The 1,767-nt window shown below is 40.4% G+C and carries 3 protein-coding genes; all 3 read left to right on the top strand.

Features of this window, described 5'->3' with window-relative positions; all coding sequences use genetic code 11:
• The first annotated feature begins 691 nt into the window (after nucleotides 1–691).
• A complete protein-coding gene (locus I8U21_RS15370; RefSeq protein ID WP_198054193.1) occupies nucleotides 692–910 on the top strand; it encodes a helix-turn-helix domain-containing protein in 219 nt (72 codons plus the stop codon).
• Complete coding sequence (locus I8U21_RS14725) at nucleotides 870–1,175, top strand: hypothetical protein (protein ID WP_198054194.1); 306 nt, start codon at nucleotides 870–872, stop codon at nucleotides 1,173–1,175. The genes I8U21_RS15370 and I8U21_RS14725 overlap by 41 nt, the downstream gene beginning before the upstream one ends.
• A 206-nt stretch (nucleotides 1,176–1,381) precedes the next feature.
• On the top strand, nucleotides 1,382–1,767 hold a 386-nt coding region (locus I8U21_RS14730), incomplete at its 3' end, for a hypothetical protein (RefSeq protein ID WP_198054195.1).

Raw genomic sequence — 1,767 nt, forward strand, 5'->3', positions numbered from 1 at the left:
TCCCAAGAGGCCGCCAATGGCTGCTTCCAAGAAGGTCATTTTGTTAATTTCCCAACCATTCAGGGCCATACTGATCACAAATGACAAAGCCATACCACTAAGTACGGCTTGATCCTTGAACTTTTTGGAGTACTTCCCGTCAGAATGAGTACACTTCATTTAGATCACAACGAAATAATAAAAAACTCTCTCCATCACCGGAGAGATTTTTTAATAGAGATTATCTCTTGCCTTTAAAATGTTAGACTTTGAAGGTTTACAGTCTTTTTATCTTTTTGCTAAACTGAAAATAATTGATATTCCTGATGTTCAAACTTGTAACAGAAGTTATTTTTCGAGCGCCTTGATATGTCAAAAATCCCTAGGGTTGCTCGTAAAAGCTGAAACCCGCATGAAATAAAGGAAAAAGTCACTTCGTTTTGACTTGATACATAAAAAATAACTTAAATACTCTTTAATAAACGAAGGTGCTCGAAAAACCATATTGAACCTCAATCGTATCAAGGGTTTCAGACACATGCAGTCAGAATGAGTACACTTAACCTAACTAAACAACAGTTATTAGGGTTTGATACCCTAATTTTTTTTTGCCAGAATGCAATGGAAAGCAACAGATATCCATCAATATATATAGATATCAACGCTTTGACAGGAATTTTGTTCAAAATGTGGAAGAAAAGGGGGAGGGATAGTGACAGAAAAACTGCTTAAACCAAGCAAGGTTGCCGAGCTATTATCGGTTGACTCGTATACTGTGAAAAAATGGTGTCGCGAAGGTAGGGTCCAGGCAAAAAAGGTGCAAGGAATGTGGCGTATTCCAGAGTCAGAGGTTTATAACTTAATCAGCGATGGGGGAGATGAAAGGGAGCATGGGGATTCAGGAGAAAATCTCCCGAATTGCGGACCGTGAAGAAAAGAAAATCAGAAGTCTGTTAAACATGGAGCCACAACCATACTTAACCAAAAGCAATGATATTTGCGCTTTTTGCTATCAGGAGAAAAAACGATCAGAAATAAAAATATGCCAAGATCCTGCCGGATTATGGGATGACGGGATCAAGGCATGCAAAGAATGTGTTGAAAAATTAGACTTAACGGAATTATACAACAAAAAGGCGATTGATTACCACGGATTAACACTGGCGATTCTTAGGATTCGCGGTGAAAAAGCGTGAATCCTGCAAAGGAGGTGATTAGGTATGTTCCTTCATGGTGAACCGCCGGCAGTTTAAACCGCCAACAATTTAATACTTATCCCCTAATGCCATTCTCAACGATTCTCAACGACTCTTTGGGAGGGGTAACCCCACCCCTCCACTTTTTGTGCAAAATACTTCTTCTTTTCATTATATAAAACTCTACATAGAGGAGTGTATACAGTATGAAAAAGATTGGATTAATCGGCCTGTCGATGCTGTTACTTGCCGGGTGCGGACCCGATGATGTTGATACTGGAGTTAAAGCGACCAACGAACAGACCAAACAAGAAGTCAAAGCTGAAAAAGCTGACGAAAAGCGATTCAAAGCAAATGCCTCTACTGAAGCACTCGGAGTCAAGGTAAACATTGCAGAGGTTGTCATCAAGCCGGATCGAATTGAGGTCGGCATGAACTTGGAGAACACAAACTCAGACCAAGTCACCTGGTGGCCTGATCAAGAAGGGAAAATTGTTGTCGGCGATAAGCAATTAAACGCCAACATGTTTATGGGTGATTCAGTTGGTGGCGAGATTGCAGGCGGTGTCAAACAAAATGGCGTTCTAACTTT

Origin of the sequence: Thermoactinomyces sp. CICC 23799 (assembly GCF_016055145.1) — a bacterium.
Classification (GTDB): domain Bacteria; phylum Bacillota; class Bacilli; order Thermoactinomycetales; family Thermoactinomycetaceae; genus Thermoactinomyces; species Thermoactinomyces intermedius.

Excerpts from the sequence above, each read along its gene's own strand:
- I8U21_RS14725 (WP_198054194.1), top strand. The coding sequence starts at position 870 with ATGGGGATTCAGGAGAAAATCTCCCGAATTGCGGACCGTGAAGAAAAG.